This window comes from Nocardioides sp. (assembly GCF_029937575.1).
Classification (GTDB): domain Bacteria; phylum Actinomycetota; class Actinomycetes; order Propionibacteriales; family Nocardioidaceae; genus Nocardioides.
Genome location: NZ_JAPYPS010000013.1, coordinates 59,294 through 76,129, shown reverse-complemented (window position 1 = coordinate 76,129; position 16,836 = coordinate 59,294). Strand labels below are relative to the sequence as shown.

Sequence of the window (16,836 nt, the reverse complement as noted above, 5' to 3'; positions counted from 1 at the left end):
TGATGAGGAACAACAGCATCGCAACGGCGAAGAGCATGTTGTAGCCGACCGATCCCACGGGGTTCTCCCCTTGCACGGTCTGGGCGATGAACGCCGTCATGGTCTGGTGTCCCTCTCGGATGTCGGGCGACAGGTTCTTGGCGGACCCCCCGGCCAGGGCGACGATCATGGTCTCGCCGACGGCTCGGGACATGCCGAGCACGACCGCGGCGGCGATGCCGGACAACGCGGCCGGCATCACCACACGCACGGTCGTCTGCATGCGGTTGGCCCCCATCGCCAGCGACCCCTGCCGCAGCGCCAGTGGCACCGAGGACAGGGCGTCCTCGGAGAGCGAGGCGATGGTCGGGATGACCATCACCCCGAGCACCACGCCCGCCGAGAGGGAGTTGGTGAAGTTCACGTCGAGCCCGAACCAGCCGTTGAGGACGACCGGCGTGACGAAGAAGACGGCGAAGAACCCGTAGACCACCGAAGGCACGCCCGCGAGGAGCTCCACGGTGGGCTTGAGCCACTTGCGGGCGCGGGGCGAGGCGTACTCGGCGAGGTACAGCGCGGCACCCAGGCCGAGAGGTACGGCGATCGCCAGGGCGATGGCGGTGACCATGAAGGTCCCCAGCACCAGCGGCAGCACCGCCGGCCGGACCTCGGTGCTGCCGATGTCGTCCCAGGCGAAGAACTGGCTGAACGGCACCTGCCTGAAGAACTGCACCACCGGCTCGATGAGCGCGGCGACGATGCCGAAGGTGATGGCCACCGAGGTGATGGCGGCGACGAGCAGCAGCGCCTTGATGACGGCCTCGCCGTACCGCGGGCGATGCTCGAGCGAACGGGGGCCAGGCAGGCCCGCCCCGGAGGGAGGGCCTGCCTGTGCGTGCGAGCTCATGGGAGCCTTTCGCGTCCGAGGAACTTCGTCAGCCGAGGCTCTCGACGGCCGCCTGCGTGCCGGCGTAGTCCTCGTCGTTGAGCGGGATGAACTGTGCGGTCTCGGCGATCGCGGTGAGGTTGTCGATGTAGTAGTCGACGTACTCCTGCGTCGCCGCGTTGTCGGCGTACGACGCGTTCTTGACGTAGATGAAGAGCGGGCGGGCCAGGGGGGCGTACTCGCCGGCCTGCGCCGTCTCCGCGGACGGGGCGACACACCCGGCACCGTCGTCGATGCTGAGCGCCTTCAGCTTGTCCTCGTTCTCCTCGAAGTAGGTGTAGCCGAAGAAGCCGACTCCACCGCTGGTGCCGGCCACGCCCTGGACCAGGACGTTGTCGTCCTCCGAGGACTCGAAGTCCTCGCGCAGCGCCTCGGAGTCGTCGCCCACGACGTCGGCAGCCATGTAGTCATAGGTGCCGGAGTCGGTGCCGGGGATGAAGCCGGTGATCCCCTCGTCAGGGAAGCTCGGGTCCAGGTCGCTCCAGTTGTCCACCTCCGAGCCCGGGCCGAACAAGGAGATCACCTGGTCGGTCGTGAGGCAGTCGACGGCCAGGTCCGGATTGACGACGACGGTGAGGGCGTCGGTGGCGACGAGCAGCTCGGTGAAGTCGACGCCCGCCTCGTCACACACGGCGGCCTCCTCGTCCTTGATCGGGCGCGAGGCGTCGGAGATGTCGGTCTCGCCGCCACAGAACTTCTCGAAGCCGCCGCCGGTGCCGGAGAAGCCGACGGAGACCTGGATGTCGGGGAAGTCCTCGAGGATCAACTCGGCTGCGGTGTTGCTCATGGGGTAGACCGTGGAGGAGCCGTCGACGGCCACGGATCCCGAGACGCTGTCGCCAGCGCTCTCGGAGTCCCCTCTCCCGCAGGCGGCCAGCGCCAGCAGGAGGGTCGAGGTGCCGGCGACTGCGGCGGTGCGTGTCACACGTGTGAACATGCGGCTAGTTCCCGTCTAGATCAGGCTGCGGAGCGCAGCCACCAATTGATGTCTCGAACGGGATTGATAGAAGAAGGTCTATGTAAATGGAAGGTGAACAGAGGGGTTGCGCCCCATGAAGCATAGACGTATGCCTATGCAATGAGGGCGGGCCGTCGCTCCGAGCGCCACGGAAAGGGCGGGCTCAGGGCATCGGGGCGGAGCGCGCCTCGAGCCTCAGCCGGTCTCTCCGGCCTCGCCGGTCTCACCGGTCTCACCGGGTACCGCGCCATGGTGGGGGTGTCCGCGCGTGCGGCGACGCTCCTTCATCTCCGCCTCGAACAGGTGCCGTTTGCCCTCCACCAGCGCCTTGCGCAGGTCGGCCTCGAGCTGCTTGAACGGGCCGTAGTAGGAGTCGTCGTACTCCTCGACGACCTGGAAGCTCCACCGCCCCTCCAGAATGTTGCGTCCCACCATCTCGTCGCCGAGCCGGGCCGCGTGCTGCTCGTGCCCGGCCTCGCGCAGCAGGTCGACTCCCTCACCGAGCGTGAGGTCGGCGGTGCCGCACAGCCGGTGGAAGGCGTACAGGTGACCTCGGGCCGCCTCCACGGCCTCCAGGGCCTCGCTCACCTTGCCGAGCGCCTCGACCGTGGCGTCGTTGACGCCGGGTGGGCGCCGGTGCTGGGGCGCGGGGCCCGTCATGGTTGCAGGAGGAGCATGGTGGTCACTCGACCGAAACTAGACACTCCGTCGTCGCGCGGCACCACCCCTCGGAGTGGCCGTCCACGGCGTCGCCAGGCGGGCATGACCCGCGAGAACGAGAACCACCCTCCCGGGTGTCGCTCCGCACCAGGCTCGCGAGGGAGCGTGAAGCACTGCTGATGTGAGGCCCGCACTCTCTGGAGGGACACCCGATGGCTCTGCGCTCGCTGTGGCACGACCGCTCCGGCGCCGGCACCGCGCGCACCGCCTCGTCTCAGCCGGGGGTCGACGGCTCGTGGGACGCTGTCGTCGTCGGGGCCGGGATCACCGGCCTCACCACGGCCGTCCTGCTGGCCCGCACCGGTCACGAGGTGCTCGTCATCGAAGGTAGGCGGATCGGCAGCGGCACGACGGGCCGGAGCACCGCCAAGCTCAGCCTCCTGCAAGGCACCCAGCTCACTCAGATCGCCCGGCACCACTCGCAGGACCTGGTACGCGACTACGTCCGGGCCAACCTCGAGGCACAAGGTTGGGTGAGCGACTTCTGCGCATCGCGGGGCGTCGAGCTCCAGCTGCGGCCGGCCTACACGTACGCGACGACAGCCTCCGGTGAGCACGCCGCCCGCACCGAGCTCGATCACGCCGTACGCGCCGGGTTGGCCGCGAGCTGGACCGACCAGGTCGACCTCCCCTTCCCCACGCGGGGCGCTGTCCACCTGCCGCAGCAGTACCAGGTGGACCCGGTCGAGCTCTTGCAGGCGCTCGCCGAGGAGGCGGCCTCTCTCGGCGTCAGCGTCGTGGAGGGCGCGCGCGTGCAGCGAGTGCACGGTCACGAGCCCGTGACCGTGTCCACCAGCGCCGGCACCGCCCGTGCGAGCCGGGTCGTCGTCGCCACCAACACCCCGATCCTGGATCGGGGTGGGTACTTCGCGCGGGTCACCGCCCAACGCTCCTACAGCCTCGCCTTCCGCAGCGACGTCCCCCGGGTGGCCGGGATGTACCTGTCCACCGACGAGCCCACGCGGTCCCTGCGAGACGGTGTCGGGCGCGACGGCGAGCCCTTCCTGCTGGTCGGAGGCAACGGTCACGTCACGGGGCGGGCCCACTCACCACGTGGCCGGCTGGACGAGATCCGCGACTGGACCCGCGACCAGTTCGGCGAGCTCGTCGAGACCCACGCCTGGTCGGCCCAGGACTATCAACCGCACCACGCCCTGCCGTACGCCGGCCCTCTGCTGCCCGGCCGCGGCGACGTCCTGTTCGCCGGCGGCTACTCCAAGTGGGGCATGACCAACGGCGTTGCGGCCGCGCACGTGCTGGCCGCCTCCCCGGACGAGGCACCGAGCTGGGCCCGCGCCTTCGCGACGTGGTCGCCTCGAGAGTCCCGGGGGCTGCTGACCGCCGCCCGCGCCAACGCGGAGGTGGGACTCGCCATGACGGCAGGCTGGATCCGCCCGCTGCTGTCCGCGGACGGCTCGGCACTCGCCGAGGGCGAGGGACGGGTACACCGCTCCGGGCTGCTGCCCGAGGCCACGTCGACGACCGACGGTGTGCTGCGCCGGGTCTCGGGCGTGTGCACGCATCTCGGTGGCGTCGTGGGGTGGAACGACGCGGAGCGCAGCTGGGACTGCCCCCTGCACGGCTCGCGCTTCGACGCCGACGGCGAGGTGTTGGAGGGCGTCGCCACGCGCGGCCTCGCGCCCCGCGAGTCGGGGCCCCAGGACGTCGCCTCCCCCGGAGCTCAGCGCGGGTAGGTGTAGAACCCACGGCCCGTCTTGCGGCCGAGCAAGCCCGCGTCGACCATCCGCGCGAGCAGCGGCGGCGGCGCGTAGAGCGGCTCCTTGAACTCCTCGTACAACGACTCCGCGACCGCCTTGGTCGTGTCCAGGCCGATGAGGTCGGCCAACGCCAACGGACCCTGCGGGTGAGCCGCCCCCCGCACCAGTCCCTCGTCGATGTCCTCGGCCGTGGCGAAGCCCGACTCCATCATCCGGATCGCCGAGAGCACGAACGGGATCAGCAACGCGTTGACCACGAACCCGGCCCGGTCCTGGCAGTCGATCGCCCGTTTGCCCAGCGTGTCCTGGACGAAGGCCCGGGCGCGCTCGGTCGTCTCCTCACCGGTCAGCAGGCTCGGCACCAGCTCGACCAACGACAGCACCGGCACCGGGTTGAAGAAGTGGATCCCCATCACCTGCGCGGGCCGGCCGGTCACCACGGCCAGCTTCATGATCGGGATCGACGACGTGTTGGAGGCCAGGATCGCCTCGGGCGAGGTGACGATCTCGTCGAGCGCGCGGAACAACGCCGTCTTGGCGTCCTCGTCCTCCACGATCGCCTCGACGACCAGGTCGCGGTCGGCCAGCTGCGCGAGGTCGCTCTCGACCCGGATGCGATCCAGCACCTCGTCTGCGTCCGGGATCTTGCCGCGCTCGGCCGCACGCCGCAGGGACGCCTCCAGCCGGGCCCGACCCGCCTTGGCCGCATCATCGCTCGACTCCACCACCACGACGTCCTGACCCGCGCGAGCGCAGACCTCCGCGATGCCGGCGCCCATGAGCCCGCAGCCCACGACTCCGACCTTCTCGATGTCACTCGCACTGGCGCCGGTGGTGCCGGTGTCGCCGACGGCGTTGCTCATGGTTACTCCCTGGTACTCGGTTTCATCTGGACGAGACGCAGGTTCACCCTACTGCCAGGGACTGCTGAGCCACCTCAGCGCTGCCCGGCACACCTGACACATCGCCGTGCCGCAGGTCGTACGGCGAGCCGCTCGCCGCCGATCGTCTCCCCGCACCGCTCGCACACGCCGTACGTCCCGGACGCGAGACGCTCCTCGGCGGCCTCGACCTCGGCCAGGTGGGCGCGAGCAGCAGCGGCGAGCGCGCCCATCTGGGAGCGCTCGAACGCGATCGTGGCGCCCTCGGGATCGTGCTCGTCGTCCGCGTTGGTGTCGCGCGAGGCAGCCACGACCTCGGCGTAGTCGTCGGAAAGGGTCGCGAGGCGCCGCAGCGTGCGGGCGCGCTCGGCCCTGAGCCGAGCCGATGCATCCATGCCACCAGTGTCCCCCCGCCCACCTCAGGAGCCCGAGGCCGCGCACCGTGGGACGATCGGGTGTGCCCGACCCGACCGACGACACCCCCGCTCCACGGCGGGGCAGGCCGGGCTACGACCAGGCCACGGTGCTGCGCCGGGCCATCGAGCTCTTCAACCGTCAGGGCTACGAGGGCACCAGCATGACCGACCTGGCCAAGGAGCTGGGGCTGACCAAGTCGGCGATCTACCACCACATCGAGAGCCGCGAGCAGCTGCTCGCGGCCGCGCTGGACGAAGCGCTCGACGAGCTCACCGCGGTCGTCGACGCCGCCGTGGAGCCGAGCGCCTCGGGCACCGCGGACAGCCGGCTGCGCACGCTGGTGCACGAGTCGGTGCGCATCCTGGTCGACCACCTCCCCGCCGTGACGCTGCTGCTGCGCGTGCGCGGCAACAGCCCCGTCGAGCTGGTGGCGCTCGAGCGGCGCCGCCTGCTCGACGAGAAGCTCTCGAACCTGGTCACCGCAGCGGTCGCCGAGGGCGCCGTCCGCACCGACATCACGCCGGAGCTGATCAGCAGGCTGCTCTTCGGCATGGTCAACTCGTTGATCGAGTGGTACCGCCCCGACGGGCCCGTCCCCCAACAGGCCATCGCCCAGGCCATCACCGCGATGGCCTTCGAGGGGATCGCCGTCACCCAGCCCGAGTAGTGGTCAGGCGTCGAAGTCGACGGTGACGCTGTCGCTCACCGGGTGGGTCTGGCAGGTGAGGACGAAGCCGCGCTCGACCTCGTCGTCGCCGAGGGCGTAGTTGCGGCGCATGTCGGTCTCGCCGTCGGTGACCAGCGCCCGGCAGGTGCCACAGACCCCGCCCTTGCAGGCGAAGGGCAGGTCACTCCGGACGGCTGCGGCGCCGTCGAGGATGCTCTGGGCGCGTGACGTCGGGGTCGTGGTGGTGCGGCCGTCGAGCACGACCGTGACCGCGCTCGCGTCCTCAGCGGCCAGCGTGTCCGTGGGGTCCTCGCGCACGATCTCGGGCGGCGGCTCGTCGACGTAGAACAGCTCGTGGTGCACGTGGCCCTCGGCCACGCCGAGGTCGGTCAGGACCACGCGTGCATCGGCGATCAGTCCGAACGGGCCACACAACCACACGTGGTCGACCCCGTGGAGCGGCACGAGCGCGGTCAGCAGCCGCCGCAGCCGCTCAACGTCGAGTCGGCCGGAGAAGAGCTCGACGTCGCGGGGCTCGCGTGAGAGCACGTGCACCAGGTCGAGACGCGCCGGGTAGCGGTTCTTGAGGTCGGCGAGCTCCTCGGCGAACATCACGCTGCGACTGGTGCGGTTGCCGTAGAGCAGGGTGACGTCCGTCTCGGGGTGTCTCAGGACCGAGGACGCGATCGAGAGCACCGGGGTGATGCCCGACCCCGCGGCGATGCACAGGTGACGGCGACCGGCCTCCGGGTCGGCGCCGAACCCGCCCGTCGGTGGCTGCACCTCGATCGCGTCACCGGGACGCACCTCGCGCACGAGCCACGACGAGAACAGCCCGTCGGGGATCTCGCGCACGCCCACCCGCGGGCTCGCCCCGGTTGGTGCGCAGATGGAGTAGGTGCGGCGGTGGTCCTGCCCCTTGACCATCCGGCGAAGGGTCAGCGCCTGCCCGGCGCCGAACGCGAACTCCTCGCGCAGCTCGTCGGGCACGGCGAAGGTGATCGCGGCGGAGTCGTCGGTGAGGTGCTCAACCTCGGCGACCGTGAGTCGATGGAAGGCGCGCCGCGACGAGCGTTCGGGGGTGAGGTCTGTCAGGGGGGTCATCAGATCTCCTTGACATGCTCGAACGGCTCGAGGCAGGCCGCACAGCGGTAGAGCGCCTTGCACGCCGTCGCCCCGAACTCCGAGGTCAACTCGACGTCGGCGGAGCCGCACCGCGGGCAGGTGATCGCGCGGCGCGTGGGCAACAGGTTGAGAGCGACCGGGGCGTCGCCCGCGTGGTGGCGTGCCGGCCCGGGCGTCGAGTAGCCGGCCTCGGCAAGGGCGCGGCGGCCGCGCTCGGTGATCCAGTCGCTCGACCATGCTGGGCTCAGCTGCACCCGCACGCGTACGTCGTCGTACCCGGCACCGTGCAGACGGTGCACGAGGTCGTCGCGCATCGAGGCCATCGCCGGGCACCCGGTGTAGGTCGGGGTGATCGCCACCTCGACCCGGTCTCCCGGGCTCCCCGGACCTCCGGTCCCGTGGTGCTCCTCCACCGAGCGCAGGACACCCAGGTCCTCGAGCGTCAGCATCGGGAGCTCGGGATCGGTGACGGTCGCCGCGACGTCGTACGCCGGGATCCTGGGGGTCTGGGTCGCCGTGCTCACCACAGCCCCAGCGGGTGCGCGCGGGCCACGGACTGCATCTGGGCCAGCAGCCGGCCCATCTGCTCGCAGTGGCGCCCCTCGCGACCCATCCCACCGGCCACCGGTCCGACCTGCGCCACCGCGGGACGGTCGATGCTGCTGACCGAGAACACCTGCTCCAGGACCACGTCGACCTCGGCGGCCAGGGTCGACGGGTCTACCCCGACACCCTGCTCGGCGACGAGGGTCTCGACCGGATGGGTGCCGAAGAGCTCGTCGTGCAGCGGCCACACCAGTGCCAGGCCCGCGAGCAGTCGACGGCGCGACTCCTCGGTGCCACGGGCCAGGGTGAGGAACCAACGCCCCGCGTAGTCGCGGTGGTAGGTCAGCTCCTTGACCGCCTTGACCGCGACCGCAGCAAGCACCGGGTCGCGGCTCGAGCGCAGCCGCTCCATCAGCGCGAGCCGGTAGCACGAGAACAGGAGCAGGCGGGCGATGGTGACGGCGAAGTCGCCGCCCGCCCCGCCCACGTCGTCGGGCTCGACCAGCCGCACGTTGCGGAACGCTCCCTCGTCGCGGAAGAACGCGAGCGCGTCCTCGGCCGGCACCGGCGAACCCTCGGGCAGCACCGGCACACAACCGGCATCGGCCGCCGCGGCGCGACCCAGCAGCAACCGGGCCTGTCCCAGGAGGTCGAGGGCGATGTTGGACAACGCGATGTCGTCCTCGAGGTCGGGGGCGTTGCTGGCCCACTGGCCCAGCCGGTGGCTGTAGATCAACGCGTCGTCGCCGAGCATCAGGCAGTACGCCGCCAACACCGCCGCGTCGACGCCGTCGGGCAACGTCGTGTCCACGCCGGCAAGCGGGTCCTCGAACGACGTCCCGAACGCCCACTGGGAGGTGTCCTCGCCCAGCAGTCCGTCGTACACGCTCTCGCGATCGGTCATGGCCGCCTCCGTCACATGTGGGGAACGTCGTCGGGGATGGCGTAGAAGGTCGGGTGCCGATAGACCTTGTCGCCGGCCGGCGCGAAGAGCGGGTCCTTCTCGTCGGGACTGGAGGCCGCGATCGCGTCGGCACGCACCGCCCAGATGCTCACGCCCTCGTTGCGACGGGTGTAGACGTCGCGCGCGTTGCCGAGCGCCATCGCATCGTCGGCGGCGTGCAAGGACCCGACGTGCACATGGTTGAGGCCGCGCTTGCCCCGCACGAAGATCTCGTAGAGAGGCCACTCGGCCTGGACGTCCCGGACATCGGTCATGACTGCTCCTCCCGCTGCTGACGGGCGAAGGCCGTGGCAGCCTCCCGCACCCAGGCCCCCTCCTCCCAGGCGCGGCGCCGATGCGCGATGCGCTCGGCGTTGCACGGCCCCCCGCCCTTGACCACGGCCCTGAACTCCTCCCAGTCGGGCTGGCCGAAGTCGTGATGGCCGCGCGCCTCGTTCCACACGAGATCCGGGTCCGGCAGGCTCACCCCGAGGGCCTGCGCCTGGGGCACCGACATGTCGACGAACTTCTGCCGCAGGTCGTCGTTGGTGTCGCGCTTGATCCCCCACGCCATCGACTGCTCGGTGTTGGGCGAGTCGGCGTCCGGAGGACCGAACATCATCAGCGCCGGCCACCAGAACCGATCGACCGACTCCTGCACCATTGCGCGCTGCTCCGCGGTGCCGCGCATCATCGTCGCCAACAGCTCGAAGCCCTGTCGCTGGTGGAAGGACTCCTCCTTGCAGATCCGGATCATCGCCCGCCCGTAGGGCCCGTACGACGTACGGCACAACGGGACCTGGTTGCAGATCGCCGCCCCGTCGACCAACCACCCGATGGTGCCTACGTCGGCGTACGACAGCGTCGGGTAGTTGAAGATCGAGGAGTACTTCTGCTGACCCTCGATCAGCTTCTCCGTCAGTTCGTCGCGCGAGACACCGAGCGTCTCGCAGGCCGAGTAGAGGTACAGGCCGTGTCCGGCCTCGTCCTGCACCTTGGCGAGGAGGATCGCCTTGCGTCGCAACGACGGCGCTCGCGTCAGCCAGTTGCCCTCCGGCTGCATCCCGATGATCTCGGAGTGCGCGTGCTGGGCGACCTGGCGCACCACCGTCGAGCGGTACCGCTCCGGCATCCAGTCGCGCGACTCGATGCGATCATGCCGCTCGATGGTGTGGTCGAAGGCGGCACGAAGGGCCTCGGGCTCGCTCGGCTCGCCCACGTCGCGTGCCAACTCTGGGGACGACGTCGTCACCAGCCACCTCCGAGCATGAGCCATCGAGAATTGCCGACCGTACGGTCAGTAACTACTGTGGCACTCGTCTCAGCGGCGCGCAACGGGCGATCGTCGCGGCGGCCCCGCGGGGGTGACTACCCCTCGTAGGAGATCTCCGTGCGCCACGCGTCCTCGTCCTGCCACGCTGCGGCATAGAGCGCCTCGGCCACGCGATCGGGAGTGAAGGCGCCCTCCTCCGACAACATGCCTCGCACCGTGACCGACACCGCCCGGATCCCCTCCGGCGCCAAGCTCGTGTCCAGACTGTGCACCAGGTTGCGCACACCGGCCTTCTGCACCCCCAGTGACGCCGCCTGGTTCCACGGCTTGTCCGCAGCCATGCTCCCGGTGACCGTCACACGCGCCCCGGCCGACATGAATGGCCGCACCGCCTGCACCGCGGTCAGCAACGCACCGACACCCAACGCGACGTCGGCCAGGAGCTCGTCGACCTGCAGCTCGAGAGGGTCCTTCTGCCGGAAGGCGCTGGGGTTGAAGTGCAGTACGTCGACCCGGCCGGCCTGGGCGGCGAGGTCGGTGATGGCGCTTGCCGCAGCCGTGGTGTCGGTGACGTCGGCCACCGCCCACTGCACCGCTGTGCCGCCCGCCTCGAGCTCCTCGGCCAGCGCCCGCACCGGGGCCTCCTCGTTGCCCACCAGCGCAACGGAATACCCATCACGGGCGTAGCGGCGGGCCAGGGACCCGCTGACCCCGGGGCCGGCTCCGACGACGACGATCAGCGGCGCGTTCACGAGGACTCCTGGATGGCGGGGTAGAACGGGGACGCGTTCACACCGGAGCGCCGAAGCGATCGACGACGTGACGCCGCACCAGCTTGCCGGTCTCGGTGCGGGGGAGGTCGGACCAGATCACGATCTCCTCGGGGGTCTTGCTCCCGCGCAGCGTGGACCGGGCGAATTCGCGGAGCTGCTCCAGGTCGACCTCTTGGCCCTCTCGCAGCACCACGGCCGCAACGATCCGCTGGCCCCACTGCTCGTCGGGCAGCCCCACGACCGCGACATCGGCGATCGCTGGGTGCCGCATCAGCACGTCCTCGATCTCCGCCGGTGCGACGTTCTCGGCCCCACGGATGATCGTGTCGTCGGTCCGACCGCCGATGAAGAGGTAGCCGTCCTCATCGAGGAAGCCCTCGTCGCGGGTGTCGAAGAAGCCGCGCTCGTCCACCTGGCGACCCTTGCCGGCGTACTCCGCCGACACCTGGTCCCCCGCGACCCAGATCCGTCCCGGAACACCAGAACCCAGCGGCACGCCGTCCGACCCACGGATCTCGAGCTGGACGCCGGGCAGGGGACGGCCCACCGAGCCGAGCCGCGCCCGGACGAACGGGTCCTGCGACGCTAGTACGTCGCGGTGGTCCTGCGGGGTGAGCACCGCGATCGTCGAGCTGGTCTCGGTGAGTCCGTAGGCGTTGACGAAGTCGAGGTCGGGCCAGGTCTCCAGCGCCTTGCGCACGACGGACGATGGGGCAGGCGCGCCCCCGTAGGCGAGCGTCCGCAACCGTCCGAGCGAGCGGTCGCCGCGAACGTCGAGCAATCGCGCGAGCATGGTCGGCACCACCAGCGCGTTGGTGACTCCCTCCGAGCGGACCAGCGCGAGCCACTCCTGGGGATCGAACCGCTCCAGGGTGATCAGCCGGCGCCCGGCGTACAGGCTGGTGATCACGTTCGCCACCGCGGCGATGTGGTACGGCGGCACGCTCATCAGGGCGGCCTCGTCATCACCCGCCGAGGCGAACTCGACCGAGCCGAAGACGTACGAGACCAGGTTGCTGTGCCTGAGCAGCACGCCCTTCGGCTCGCTCGTCGTGCCGCTGGTGTAGATGACCACGGCCGGAATGTCCTCGTAGCCGGGCTCGACGGCGTCGAACGGGTCGGTGGAGGTGGTGACGTCCAGCCAGTCCTGCGCCGGCAGCGCACCGGCCCCCGGGCCCACGACGAACGCTCCGGGATGCCGGGCGCGCAGTGCGTCCAACTGCTCGGCGCCGAGCCGGTAGTTGAGCGGCACGAGCGGCACACCGGCGTAGGCTGCGGCGAACATCGCGACCGGGAAGCCCAATCCGTTGACGTCGGTGTAGACGATCGCGTCCGCCCCCCGATCGGCGACGAGACGGGCCCCGCGCTGAGCGGCATCGCGTAGCGCAACGGCGGTCAGCCCGCTGGCCCTGGTGCCGGCGATGACACGGTCTCCGAATCCGTCGGCGGCCATGTCGAGCAACATCGTGAGGTTCATCGAAGACTCCCGTCTCAGTCGGAGGACGGCAGCGCCTTGGCTTCGGCGGTGGCCAGGAGGACACCGTCGAGGGCCAGGGAAGCAGGTCCGGCCTTGGTGCAGAGAACCTCGACGGTGCCGTCTGCGTCCACGTAGCGCTTGCCCAGCAGGCTGCCCTGCAGGTGCGCCGGATCGGCGTCGGCCGGCGTGACCTCGGATCCCTTGGGTACCAACGGCGCGCCGCCGCACGTAAGTACGACGTCGCCGTCAGGCACCTTGGTCGCGATGACCGCGGTGTCGTCGACGACGCTGACAAGGGCCTGGCCCACCTTGAGCTTCATGGTTGCACTTCCTTCGGTTCTCATCGTTGAGTTGTTACGCGCCGGTCCACACGGGACTCCGCTTCTCCGCGAACGCAGCCGCACCCTCGCGGGCGTCGACCGAGGAGAACACCGGCATCATGAGCGGTTCCTGCTGCTTCCAGCCTTCCTCGAAGCTCCAGTCGGGTGCCGAACGGGCGATCTGCTTGGTCACCGCGACGGCCAGTGGTCCGTTCGCCGCGACCACACCGGCCAGCTCGAGGGCAGCGCCCACGGCCTCGCCAGGTGCCACCACCCGGTTGACAAGCCCGAGCTCGGCGGCCCGCGAGGCCGTGATCGGGTCGCCGGTCAGCAACAGCTCCAGGGCGATGGCCAGCGGCAGTCGCCGCGACAAGTGCAGGGCGGCGCCACCTCCTGCGACCAGGGCGCGCTTGACCTCCGGCACCCCGAGGCGGGCATCCTCGGCGGCGACGACCATGTCGCAAGCCAGGAGCAGCTCGAAGCCTCCGGCGACCGCCCACCCCTCGACCGCCCCGATCAGCGGCTTGCGGGGTGGGGCCATCGTGATGCCGCACAGTCCCCTGTCGCCCACCAGCGGCGACTCGCCCGCGAGGAAGGCCTTGAGGTCCATCCCGGAGCTGAAGGTCCCGCCGGCCCCAGTGAGGACCCCGACGAACAGCGAGTCGTCGGCGTCGAGCTCGTCGATCGCGGCCGCCACTCCGAGGGCGACCGCACCATCGAGCGCGTTGCGGGCGTCGGGCCGGTTGATGGTGACCAGCAGCACCGAGCCGTGTCGTTCGGTCAGAACGGCGTCCTCCGAGCCCATCAGAACCCCAGGTCCCGTCCGATGATCTCCTTCATGATCTCGGTGGTGCCACCGAGGATCGTGGAGATGCGGACGTCCTGGTAGTCGCGGGCCACCGGATACTCGAGCATGTAGCCCCATCCTCCATGGAGCTGCAGGCACTGGTCCACAACCTTTTTGTGCAGCTCGGTGCACCACCACTTGGCCTTGGCCGCGTCGACGGCGGAGAGATCGTCGGTCAGCACTCGTCGGATGCAGTCGTCGATGTAGGTCTGAGCGATGTCGAGCTCGGTCGCCATCTCGGCAAGCATGAACCGGTTGGCCTGGAAAGACCCGATCGACTGCCCGAAGGCCTGTCGGTCGTGAGCATACTTGACGGTGTCGTCAAACGTACGGCGCGCGCCGGCGACCGCCCCGACGCCGATCGAGAGCCGTTCGGCCGGGAGGTTCTCCATCAGGTGTCGGAAGCCCATGCCCTCGGTGCCGAGGAGGTTGGTGACCGGCACCCGGCAGTCGGCGAAGAAGAGCTCTGCAGTGTCCTGGCTCTTGAGGCCGATCTTGTCGAGCTTGCGGCCCTTCTCGAAACCGAGGGTGCCGTCCTCCACGACGATCAGGCTGAAGCCCTTGTGGCCGGCGTCCGGGTCGGTGCGGCAGAAGACCACGACGGCATCACAGAGAAGGCCGCCGGAGATGAAGGTCTTCTGGCCGTTGAGCACCCAGTGCTCGCCGTCGCGCACCGCAGAGGTGCGAGCCCCTGCCAGGTCGCTGCCGGCACCGGGCTCGCTCATCGCAATCGAGAACAGCAGCGAGCCGGAGGCCATCGGACCCAACCAACGCTCGCGCTGCTCCTCGGTGGTGAGGCGGAGCAGGTAGGGCGCGAGGATGTCGTTGATGAGTGTCAGGGCCAAGCCGTTGGCGCCCGAACCGGCGATGTTCATCTCCTCGGCAACGATGGCGTTGTAGCGGAAGTCGTCGATGCCCAGGCCTCCGTAGGCCTCGGGGACGTTGAACCCCATGACACCAGCCGCCGCGGCCGCCTTGTAGACCTGCTTGTCGACCATGCCGGCGTCGTTCCACTCCTCGGCGTGGGGGGCGACCTCGCGGGCGATGAACTCGCGGACCAGCGCTCGGAAGTCGTCGTGCTCGGTCTCGAAGATGGTGCGTCCGGCGCTCATCAGGCGGGCACCATCTCGGCGGGGTTGCGCACGGGCAGACCCAGGAACCGCCGGGCGTTGTCACCCATGAAGTCGTACATCCGCTTCTCGCTGAGGTCCTCTTCGTTGTAACGGAAGATCCCCTTGGGCTCCTCGAGGCCCTCCGGATGCGGGAAGTCCGAGCCGAACATGACGCGGTCCCAGCCGACGGTCTCCACGACGTCCTCGACCGAGCCCTCCCAGAACGGGCTGATCCACACGTTACGACGGAAGACGTCGATGGGGTGCTCGGGGAATGCCTGCGGCATTTTCTTGTAGTAGAGCTCGAAGTCGTCGAAGAGCGGGTGGAGCCACGAGCTGCCGTTCTCGACGCTGGCGATACGCAGCTTGGGGAAGCGCGTCAGGGTGCCGTGGGTGATGAGGCTGGTCAACATGTCGGTGATCTCGCGGTGGCCGAGCGCGATCCAGCGGAAGGCGCTCATCTCGGTGAACACCTGGCTGTTGGGCGGCTCCCACATGTTGATGTAGGAGTCGAGCGGCGGCTGGCTTGCGTGCAGGACGACGGGCATGCCGCTGGCCTCGACCTCGCGCCAGAACGGGTCGAACTCGGGCAGTGCGGGCGAGCGCCAGCCCTTCCAGTTTTTGACCGGCGACGGCTTGATCAAGATGACCTTCGCACCGTTCTCCTGAACGTACTCCAGCTCCTTCAGGCCCTCGTCGAGCTGGCCCAGGTTGATCACCGGGGTCATGAAGAGGCGGTCGGCGTGGGTGAATCCCCAGGTCTCGAGCATCCAGCGGTTGAGAGCGTGGATCATCGCCGAGCAGAGCTCGGGGTCCTCGCTGGCCGAGGCCTCGACGAGATTGGCCAGCGTCGGGTAGACGATGGCCTCGTCGACGCCCTGGGCGTCGATCGCCTCCAGGCGTGGACCCGGCTCCCGGAAGGCTGGGATCGAGTCCATCGACTTTTCCACCGCCATCTCGCGCAGGGAGCGCCCCTCCTCGTTCTGGCCGGCGAAGAACTTCTCCCAGGCGCCGGGCGCTGCCACCCTGTCGAACGTCGGGTTGGGGATGTAGTCGCGGATCTTGCCCAGGATCGAGATGCGGGTCTGACGACCCACCTGGATGAACTGGACGGCCGACTTGTACTTCTCCGGGAGGAACTTCGTGAGCGCCTCGGTGGTCTCGTACATGTGGGTGTCGGCATCGAAGATCGGCACATCGGTGAACGTGGTCATGACCCGTTCCTCTCGCGGTCGCGCAGTCGTTGGAGCCCTCAACCTAGACGTGTTTGACGAAAGCGTCAACAAAGCCGGTCCGCCCACTTCTGTGACCACACTGGAGGACTGCCATCGGGCCGGTTCGACGATCTGAACGAGCGTCAACGAACCCGTCACATAACATGGGGTCGACACATGACCAGGCGTGGCGACCAGCCACTGCGCGCACCGGATCGAGGACCATGACCACCAGCGAGACTGCGGAGGACGCTGCCCCCCATCCCGACGTCGACGCGACCGACCCCCCCGCCGTCGAACCGGACGACGAGGACGGCGGCCTCGGCTTGCGGGCGCTGCGCACACGCCAGACCATCATCGATGCGGCTCGGCAGCTCTTCCTCGAACGCGGTTATGCCGGCACCCGCATCAACAACATCACCGACGCGTGCGGGATCTCGCGTGCTGGCTTCTACACCTACTTCAAGGACAAGCGCGCGATCGCGAATGTCCTAGGTGAGTCGGCCTACGCCGACATCCTCGGGGTGCTCGGCGAGTGGGACCGGATCAGCCGCCCGGCGCAGCTCGACGAGATCGTGGACTGGGTGCACCAATACTTCCGGTACATGGACCGCCACGGCGCATTCGTGTTCTCGGCCAGCCAATTCGTTCCCAAGGACGGGGAGGACGATTACCGGCAGCAGGCCCGCCGGATGCAGATGCGCGCCGCGTTCCTCTTCGGGGTGGCGCTTCGCTCGCGCCAACCCTCTCCCACCCCGGCACCCGAGGCTTTGGGGCTGATGGTGATCGCGATGCTCGACCGTTCCTGGTTCTTCGTGCGCGCCCAGGCCTTGCCGGTCAGCGACGACGACATGATCTTGACCATCGCCCACTCGATCATGGACATCCTCGGCGGCCGCGACCACGACCAGTCATGATGC

Annotated in this window: 19 protein-coding genes; 3 read left to right on the top strand and 16 right to left on the bottom strand. The window is 69.5% G+C overall.

Annotated elements, in window-relative coordinates:
* The 3 genes from pstC to Q1K33_RS07215 form a co-directional block, all read right to left on the bottom strand.
* Window positions 1-886: phosphate ABC transporter permease subunit PstC (gene pstC / locus Q1K33_RS07225; protein ID WP_300402191.1), on the bottom strand; the 886-nt coding region annotated here is incomplete at its 3' end.
* Window positions 887-914: 28 nt separating this feature from the next.
* Window positions 915-1,850, bottom strand: a complete 936-nt coding sequence (locus Q1K33_RS07220; RefSeq protein WP_300402190.1) for a PstS family phosphate ABC transporter substrate-binding protein — start codon at window positions 1,848-1,850, stop codon at window positions 915-917.
* A 228-nt stretch (window positions 1,851-2,078) separates the two neighbouring features.
* Window positions 2,079-2,543 (bottom strand): hypothetical protein, encoded by a 465-nt coding sequence (locus tag Q1K33_RS07215; protein WP_300402188.1) that lies wholly within the window; start codon window positions 2,541-2,543, stop codon window positions 2,079-2,081.
* A 212-nt stretch (window positions 2,544-2,755) separates the two neighbouring features.
* On the opposite strand from Q1K33_RS07215, the gene Q1K33_RS07210 reads away from it, so the two are divergent.
* Window positions 2,756-4,297 carry an FAD-dependent oxidoreductase gene (locus tag Q1K33_RS07210; protein ID WP_300402186.1) on the top strand — a complete coding sequence of 514 codons (1,542 nt, stop codon included), beginning with the start codon at window positions 2,756-2,758 and terminating at the stop codon, window positions 4,295-4,297.
* Here Q1K33_RS07210 and Q1K33_RS07205 read toward each other — a convergent pair.
* Both Q1K33_RS07205 and Q1K33_RS07200 read right to left on the bottom strand, forming a co-directional pair.
* Window positions 4,285-5,184: a 3-hydroxybutyryl-CoA dehydrogenase gene (locus Q1K33_RS07205; protein WP_300402184.1), complete on the bottom strand. Its 900-nt coding sequence runs from the start codon at window positions 5,182-5,184 to the stop codon at window positions 4,285-4,287. The genes Q1K33_RS07210 and Q1K33_RS07205 overlap by 13 nt on opposite strands.
* A 74-nt stretch (window positions 5,185-5,258) precedes the next feature.
* Entirely contained in the window at window positions 5,259-5,597 is a 339-nt protein-coding gene (locus Q1K33_RS07200; RefSeq protein ID WP_300402182.1) for a TraR/DksA C4-type zinc finger protein, read from the bottom strand.
* A 62-nt stretch (window positions 5,598-5,659) separates the two neighbouring features.
* Between Q1K33_RS07200 and Q1K33_RS07195 the strand changes: the two genes are divergently transcribed.
* A complete protein-coding gene (locus Q1K33_RS07195; RefSeq protein ID WP_300402180.1) occupies window positions 5,660-6,286 on the top strand; it encodes a TetR/AcrR family transcriptional regulator in 627 nt (208 codons plus the stop codon).
* Between the two features lie 3 nt (window positions 6,287-6,289).
* Here the strand turns inward: Q1K33_RS07195 and paaE are convergent, their stop codons facing one another.
* The 11 genes from paaE to Q1K33_RS07140 all read right to left on the bottom strand — a co-directional run bounded on the left by paaE (window position 6,290) and on the right by Q1K33_RS07140 (window position 15,916).
* On the bottom strand, window positions 6,290-7,390 hold the full coding sequence (paaE, locus tag Q1K33_RS07190) for a 1,2-phenylacetyl-CoA epoxidase subunit PaaE (protein WP_300402178.1): 1,101 nt from the start codon (window positions 7,388-7,390) through the stop codon (window positions 6,290-6,292).
* Window positions 7,390-7,935: a 1,2-phenylacetyl-CoA epoxidase subunit PaaD gene (gene paaD / locus Q1K33_RS07185; protein ID WP_300402176.1), complete on the bottom strand. Its 546-nt coding sequence runs from the start codon at window positions 7,933-7,935 to the stop codon at window positions 7,390-7,392. Before paaD ends, paaE begins: the two co-directional genes overlap by 1 nt.
* The gene (gene paaC, locus Q1K33_RS07180; protein ID WP_300402174.1) at window positions 7,932-8,861 is read right to left on the bottom strand and encodes a 1,2-phenylacetyl-CoA epoxidase subunit PaaC; all 930 of its coding nucleotides are present in this window, start codon (window positions 8,859-8,861) and stop codon (window positions 7,932-7,934) included. Before paaC ends, paaD begins: the two co-directional genes overlap by 4 nt.
* An 11-nt stretch (window positions 8,862-8,872) precedes the next feature.
* Window positions 8,873-9,175 carry a 1,2-phenylacetyl-CoA epoxidase subunit PaaB gene (gene paaB, locus Q1K33_RS07175; protein ID WP_300402171.1) on the bottom strand — a complete coding sequence of 101 codons (303 nt, stop codon included), beginning with the start codon at window positions 9,173-9,175 and terminating at the stop codon, window positions 8,873-8,875.
* A complete protein-coding gene (paaA, locus tag Q1K33_RS07170) occupies window positions 9,172-10,119 on the bottom strand; it encodes a 1,2-phenylacetyl-CoA epoxidase subunit PaaA (protein ID WP_300402169.1) in 948 nt (315 codons plus the stop codon). Before paaA ends, paaB begins: the two co-directional genes overlap by 4 nt.
* A gap of 149 nt (window positions 10,120-10,268) precedes the next feature.
* Window positions 10,269-10,925 carry an SDR family NAD(P)-dependent oxidoreductase gene (locus tag Q1K33_RS07165; RefSeq protein WP_300402167.1) on the bottom strand — a complete coding sequence of 219 codons (657 nt, stop codon included), beginning with the start codon at window positions 10,923-10,925 and terminating at the stop codon, window positions 10,269-10,271.
* A gap of 37 nt (window positions 10,926-10,962) precedes the next feature.
* Window positions 10,963-12,423, bottom strand: coding sequence for a fatty acid--CoA ligase family protein (locus Q1K33_RS07160; protein ID WP_300402165.1), 1,461 nt, complete (start codon window positions 12,421-12,423; stop codon window positions 10,963-10,965).
* 14 nt (window positions 12,424-12,437) lie between these two features.
* The gene (locus tag Q1K33_RS07155; protein ID WP_300402163.1) at window positions 12,438-12,743 is read right to left on the bottom strand and encodes a hypothetical protein; all 306 of its coding nucleotides are present in this window, start codon (window positions 12,741-12,743) and stop codon (window positions 12,438-12,440) included.
* Between the two features lie 34 nt (window positions 12,744-12,777).
* The gene (locus Q1K33_RS07150; RefSeq protein WP_300402161.1) at window positions 12,778-13,548 is read right to left on the bottom strand and encodes a crotonase/enoyl-CoA hydratase family protein; all 771 of its coding nucleotides are present in this window, start codon (window positions 13,546-13,548) and stop codon (window positions 12,778-12,780) included.
* Window positions 13,548-14,702, bottom strand: a complete 1,155-nt coding sequence (locus tag Q1K33_RS07145; RefSeq protein ID WP_300402159.1) for an acyl-CoA dehydrogenase family protein — start codon at window positions 14,700-14,702, stop codon at window positions 13,548-13,550. The genes Q1K33_RS07150 and Q1K33_RS07145 overlap by 1 nt, the downstream gene beginning before the upstream one ends.
* Window positions 14,702-15,916, bottom strand: coding sequence for an amidohydrolase family protein (locus Q1K33_RS07140; protein WP_300402157.1), 1,215 nt, complete (start codon window positions 15,914-15,916; stop codon window positions 14,702-14,704). Before Q1K33_RS07140 ends, Q1K33_RS07145 begins: the two co-directional genes overlap by 1 nt.
* Before the next feature lie 224 nt (window positions 15,917-16,140).
* Here Q1K33_RS07140 and Q1K33_RS07135 point away from each other — a divergent pair, with 224 nt between their 5' ends.
* Window positions 16,141-16,833 (top strand): TetR/AcrR family transcriptional regulator, encoded by a 693-nt coding sequence (locus Q1K33_RS07135; protein ID WP_300402154.1) that lies wholly within the window; start codon window positions 16,141-16,143, stop codon window positions 16,831-16,833.
* Window positions 16,834-16,836 lie beyond the last annotated feature (3 nt).